This is a genomic window from Crenobacter sp. CS_VA4 (genome assembly GCF_055597485.1).
Map to the genome: position 1 here is coordinate 1 of NZ_JBVMAE010000059.1, position 5,938 is coordinate 5,938.

At 64.5% G+C, this 5,938-nt stretch carries 4 protein-coding genes and 2 pseudogenes; 5 read left to right on the forward strand and 1 reads right to left on the reverse strand.

Annotated features, from left to right (window positions below; genetic code table 11):
* Nucleotides 1–99: 99 nt before the first annotated feature.
* On the reverse strand, nucleotides 100–1,563 hold the full coding sequence (betB, locus tag ACZ2IA_RS22535; protein ID WP_470294830.1) for a betaine-aldehyde dehydrogenase: 1,464 nt from the start codon (nucleotides 1,561–1,563) through the stop codon (nucleotides 100–102).
* A gap of 344 nt (nucleotides 1,564–1,907) precedes the next feature.
* On the opposite strand from betB, the gene glyA reads away from it, so the two are divergent.
* The 5 genes and pseudogenes from glyA to ACZ2IA_RS22560 form a co-directional block, all read left to right on the forward strand.
* Nucleotides 1,908–3,155 carry a serine hydroxymethyltransferase gene (glyA, locus tag ACZ2IA_RS22540; protein ID WP_470294831.1) on the forward strand — a complete coding sequence of 416 codons (1,248 nt, stop codon included), beginning with the start codon at nucleotides 1,908–1,910 and terminating at the stop codon, nucleotides 3,153–3,155.
* Between the two features lie 259 nt (nucleotides 3,156–3,414).
* Nucleotides 3,415–4,070: pseudogene (locus ACZ2IA_RS22545) on the forward strand (MFS transporter).
* The gene (locus ACZ2IA_RS22550) at nucleotides 3,998–4,642 is read left to right on the forward strand and encodes an MFS transporter (RefSeq protein ID WP_470294832.1); all 645 of its coding nucleotides are present in this window, start codon (nucleotides 3,998–4,000) and stop codon (nucleotides 4,640–4,642) included. The pseudogene ACZ2IA_RS22545 and the gene ACZ2IA_RS22550 overlap by 73 nt, the downstream one beginning before the upstream one ends.
* A 14-nt stretch (nucleotides 4,643–4,656) precedes the next feature.
* Nucleotides 4,657–5,319 (forward strand): M24 family metallopeptidase, encoded by a 663-nt coding sequence (locus ACZ2IA_RS22555; protein ID WP_470294833.1) that lies wholly within the window; start codon nucleotides 4,657–4,659, stop codon nucleotides 5,317–5,319.
* A 209-nt stretch (nucleotides 5,320–5,528) separates the two neighbouring features.
* Nucleotides 5,529–5,722 (forward strand): annotated as a pseudogene (locus tag ACZ2IA_RS22560) (transposase); the annotation flags it as partial.
* Between the last annotated feature and the right edge of the window lie 216 nt (nucleotides 5,723–5,938).

Sequence of the window (5,938 nt, forward strand, 5' to 3'; positions counted from 1 at the left end):
CCGACACGTCGGCGTCCTCGGTCAGCCGTGCGGCCAGCACGCAGCCGGCCGAGCCGGCGCCGACGATGATGTAGTCGAATTCCTTTTTCATGAGCGCTCTCACTCGTACGGGCAGGTGACGCCGGACAGCTCGACGTACACACTCTTGAGCTGAGTGTAGCAGTCGATCGCGGCCAGGCTGTTTTCGTGGCCGATGCCCGATTCTTTGAAACCGCCGAACGGCATTTCGATCGGCGTGATGTTGTAGTTGTTGATCCAGCACACGCCGGCCTGCAGGCGTTCTACCATGCGGTGGGCACGCGCGAGGTCGCGCGTGAACACGCCGGCAGCGAGGCCGAGCCGGGTGTCGTTGGCGCGTGCCACCACTTCGTCCTCGTCAGTAAACGGCAGCACCGACATCACGGGGCCGAAGATCTCCTCGCGCACGATGGTCATGTCATCGGTACAGTCGGCGAAGATGGTCGGCGCGATGAAGTGGCCGCCCTCGCAGCCCGGCACCGTGACGCACTGGCCGCCAGCCAGCAGGCGCGCGCCTTCGGCCTGGCCGAGCTCGATATACTGCAGCACGCTTTGGGCGTGGCTGGCAGAGATCTGCGCGCCGACCTGAGTGTCCGGCTGCATCGGGTCGCCGATCTTCAGCTTGCGTGTGCGGCTGACCAGCTGTTCGAGGAAGGCCTGGTAGATGTTCTCGTGTACGAACACACGGGTGCCGTTGGTGCAGATTTCGCCCTGGGTGTAGAAGTTGGCCAGCATGGCGGCCGACACCGCCTGGGTGAGGTCGGCATCGTCAAAGATGATCAGCGGCGACTTGCCGCCCAGTTCCATGGTCACGCGTTTGAGCGTGCCAGCGGCGTCGGCCATGATCGCCTTGCCGGTAGCGACCGAGCCGGTCAGCGACACCTTGGCTACGTCCGGGTGGGTGGTCAGCTTGCGCGCCGCCTGCGAGCTGCCCTGGATCACGTTGAACACGCCGTCCGGCACGCCGGCCTCATGGTAGATCTCGGCCAATTTGGCGGCCGTCATCGGTGTGAGCGAGGCCGGTTTGTAGATCATCGCGTTGCCGCTGGCGAGCGCCGGCGCGGATTTCCAGCAAGCGATCTGGATCGGATAGTTCCACGCGCCGATGCCGAAGCACACGCCGAGCGGTTCGCGCCGGGTGTAGGCGAACGCACCCTTGAGCGGGAACTGCTGGCCGTGCAGGCTGGCGGCAAGGCCGGCGAAGTATTCGATACAGTCGGCACCGGACAGCACATCGACCACCTCGGCTTCCTGGATCGGTTTGCCGGTGTCGCGTACTTCCAGCTCGGCGAGCTCACGGTTACGCGCGCGCAAAAGCTGCGCAGCACGGTTGAGAATGCGCCCGCGCTCCGCCCCGGTCATGGCCGACCACTGGGCAAAGCCGGCCTTGGCGCTTTCCACCGCCAAGGCTACCTCGTCGCCGCCGGCCTGCTGCACGCGGCACAGCAGTTCGCCGGTGGCCGGGTTGAGATTGTCCACCAGCGGCAGGGCCGGGTTGTCGATATAACGTCCGCCGATATAACTGCACAGAATCTCTTCGCTCACGGTCTGCTCCCTAGAAAAAAGGTCCTTCCGGCAGCCCACGGCCGCCCCCTCTGTGATTGAGCCAGCGACGCGGTTCTCCCGCCTGTTTATTTCCGACCGGAACCCTTGCAGGAGCGACACCGCAGCGCGCTGCAGCATTGGCTCGCTGGAGTTTGGCTCGAGGTCGTGAAATCGCGCAAGACCAGCGGAAAACGACAAGTGAGGTGCAAGCAGGTACGCGAGCATGGGCCGTCGAATCAGCCGGCAAGGCCCTTGCGCGCTTTGCCCCGGCCGGCCTGGTTCCCGGATCGCCGTTGCCACCTAGTCGTGGTGCCGCCCTGTTTAACCGAAAGGATAGCGAAAGCATGTTCCATACCGATCTGACCCTGGCCGCCCAGGATTCCGCCGTCGCTGACATCATCCACAAGGAGGTGCGCCGCCAGGAGGCGCACATCGAGCTGATCGCGTCGGAGAATTACACCAGTCCCGCCGTGATGGAGGCGCAGGGCTCGCAGCTGACCAACAAGTACGCCGAGGGCTATCCGGCCAAGCGTTTTTATGGTGGTTGCGAATATGTAGACGAGCTGGAGAGCCTCGCGATCGAGCGCACGCGCCAACTGTTCGGTGCCGAGTACGTGAACGTGCAGCCGCATTCTGGTTCGCAGGCCAACCAGGCGGTGTATTTCTCGGTGCTCAAACCGGGCGACACCATCATGGGGATGAACCTCGCGCACGGCGGCCACCTGACGCACGGTTCGTCCGCCAACCTGTCGGGCAAGCTGTTCAACATCGTTGCCTATGGTTTAGGGGAGGACGAAGCGATCGACTACGACGAGATGGCGCGCGTGGCGCAAGAGACGAAGCCTAAGCTGATCGTCGGCGGCGCATCGGCTTATGCACTGCGTTTCGATTGGGCCCGCATGGCCGAGATCGCCAAGTCGGTGGGCGCCTATTTCATGGTCGACATGGCGCACTACGCCGGCTTGATCGCCGCAGGCCTGTACCCGAACCCGGTGCCGCACGCCGATTTCGTCACCTCGACTACCCACAAGACGCTGCGCGGGCCGCGTGGCGGGCTGATTTTGGCGAAGGCCGAGTTCGAGAAACAGCTCAATTCGAGCGTGTTCCCGAGCCTGCAGGGCGGCCCGCTGATGCATGTGATCGCCGCCAAGGCGGTCGCGTTCGGCGAGGCGCTCACGCCCGAATTCAAGACCTACCAGCAGCAAGTGCTCGCCAACGCCGACGCGATGGCGCGCACCTTGGCCGAGCGCGGTCTGCGCATCGTGTCGGGCCGCACCGAATCGCACGTGTTCCTGGTTGATCTGCGCTCCAAGGGCCTCACCGGCAAGGCCGCCGACGCAGCGCTCGGCAAGGCCAATATCACCGTCAACAAGAACGCGATCCCGAACGACCCGGAAAGCCCGTTCATCACCTCCGGCATTCGCATCGGTTCGCCGGCAATCACCACGCGCGGCTTCAAGGAGCTGGAGGCGATCAAGGTCGCCCATCTGGTCGCCGACGTGCTCGACGCGCCGGATGATGTCGACAACCTCGCCAACGTGGCCGAGCAGGTGAAGCTGCTGACCGCATGCTTCCCAGTGTACGGCAAGTAAGCAATCCCGCAGCCGGGGCGGTCTGCCGCCCCGGCATTCCTATACAGGGTCCTTTCTCTTCCCCGGTGCCGGCGGTACAGTCCGGCGGGCCGGCGCCGCTCACAGGAGCATCGCCATGAGCCATCCCAAAGCCAGCGCGCCTACCGGCAAAGTCAGCATCGCCTCCCGGCTCGAACGCCTGCCAATGAGCGGTTATCACCGGCTCATCCTCACGATCATCGCAATGGCGTTTTTCTTCGACTCGGTCGACCTCGGACTGATGACCTTCGTGCTCGGCCCGATCAAGAGCGAGTTCGCGCTGACTACCGCGCAGGCCGGCTTTATCGCGAGTGCGAGCTTCATCGGCATGGTGATCGGCGCCGTGCTGTCCGGCCTGTTGGCGGACCGGTTCGGACGCAGCCCGGTGCTGCAGACCAGCATGATCGTGTGGGGCGTCGCAAGCTATCTGTGTTCGACCGCGCCCGATGCCGACGCGCTGTTCTGGTACCGGCTGCTACTCGGGGTCGGCATGGGCATGGAATTTCCGGTGGCGCAGACGCTGCTCGCGGAGTTGGTACCGGCGCAGCAGCGCGGCCGCTATATCGCGCTGATGGATGGCTTCTGGCGCTCGGCTTCATCACGGCCGGGCTGATTTCTTACTGGATCTTGCGGGACAGTAGCTGGCGCACGGTGTTTGTCGTCAGCGCCTTGCCGGCCGTGTTCCTGCTGGTTGTGCGACAAATGGTGCCCGAGTCGCCGCGCTGGCTCAAGAGCGCAGGGCGGCACGCGCGCTTGCCAGCATCGAGCGCCGCGTCAAAGAAAGCCTCGGCCTTGATGCACTGCCAGCACCGCAGCCGAGCACGGTGCGCCTGGCCACTTCTCACCGCAGTTCGTTCGCCGCGCTATGGACGCAGCAGCAGCGCCAGCGCACCGTGATGGTGTGGCTGCTGTGGTTCCTTGCGCTGCTCGGCTTCTACAGCCTGACCAACTGGCTCAGCGCACTGCTGCAGCAGGCCGGCTTCCAGGTCACCAAATCGGTGCTCTACACGGTGTGGATTTCGCTCGGCGGCATTCCCGGCTTTCTGACGGCCGCGTGGCTGGTTGAGAAGTGGGGGCGCAAGCCGACCTGCATCGCTTCACTGTTGGGCGGTGCGGCGATGGTTTACCTGTACGGCCGCGTCGCACAGGCGGCCGGGAGTGAGAGCCTGTTGATCACCACTGGGCTGGCGATGCAGTTCTTCTTGTTCGGCATGTGGGCGGTGCTGTACACCTATACGCCGGAGTTATACGGCACCGGCGCGCGCGCCACCGGCTCGGGCTTCGCCTCGGCGATCGGTCGGGTCGGCGCGCTGATCGGGCCCTCGCTGGTCGGACTGATCCTGCCGCTGTGGGGGCAGGGCGGCGTGTTCCTGCTTGGTACCGCCTGCTTTGGCCTCGCCGCCGCCGCCGTCTGGCTGTTCGGGGTCGAGACGCGCGGCATGACGCTGGAAGGGCTATCGGAAGACTAAGAAAGGGGGAACGGGTGGAACACACATTCGCTAATGCCGAACAGGTCGGCACGGCGTTCTCGATGGAGCGCATGCTCGTGGCACGGGCGTTGACCAGCGAGGCAGTCGCGTGGATCGCCGCCTCCATCGGGCCGGGCATGAACGAAGAAGAGGCGCTCGCGGCCGCCCAGCAAGTGCTCGAGGCGATGGGGGTGGAACGCTGCTGGCACCCGACGGCGATCCGCTTCGGCGCCAACACCGTGAAGACCTTCCGCGAACCGTCTGGGCCGGGCGTGACGCTCGCCCATAACGACATCTTCTTCGTCGACATCGGCCCGCTGTGGGACGGGCATGAAGGCGACGGCGGCGACACCTTCGTGCTCGGCCACGACGAGGCGATGCATGCCTGCGCCGGGGCGGCCTGGGATCTCTTCGAGCGGGTGCGCGCGCATTGGCTGGCCTATCGGGCGACGGGGCGAGAGCTGTACGCGTTCGCGGCGCGGACGGCGACGGAAATGGGCTGGGTGCTCAATCCGGAAGTGGCGGGGCACCGTGTCGCGGACTTTCCGCACGTGCAGGCGGGGACGTTGGCAAGCCAGGATTTCTGCCCATCTTCCGGGCTGTGGATATTGGAAATCCAGATCCGGCATCCGGTGCGCGAGTTCGGGGCGTTTTTTGAGGATTTGTTGGTGGGGTAGGGGAGAGCCGGCGACAACAAACGGGTGCTATCTGCGTGGGGTGCAACGTCCCATCGCTGAGCGAGGCTAGCCTCGCACGCAGAGGGTGTTGCGTATATGGACTCCTCCCAGCTTGCAAGCACGAACGCCTAGGATTTTGAAGTACGACGGCTTTGTTGCGCAAATCGCTTGAAGAGCAGCCAGAACATCTCTTCAGGTAAGCCCGCAGCATGACCAAGCCCGCTCCCGCCAAATATCAAACCACCAACTGAAAGGCCTACAACACCGCACTCAAGGCACGCGGGTCGCCGATGATCTGGCTGGACAAGGGCATGTGCTGGCAGGGCACCCCAAGCGGCAAACGGGGTCGCATCCGACCTCCAGCGATACGGCCATCCAGTTCTGTCTGACCCTCAACGGAATTCCCAACGGATCGGACAATAAACAAAGCCCCGCGACCATCGTCGCGGGGCTTGTTGTGCTGCAGGGTTGGCCGAACGCTTCGGCCAACCTTCAAACAAGGGTCAGCACTCCGGCACGTTCACCGGGATGTGCACCGCGACCGCCAGACCGGCGAGCGAGGTTTCCTTGTAGGTGTGCTTCATGTCCTTGCCGGTCTGGAACATCGTCGCGATCACCG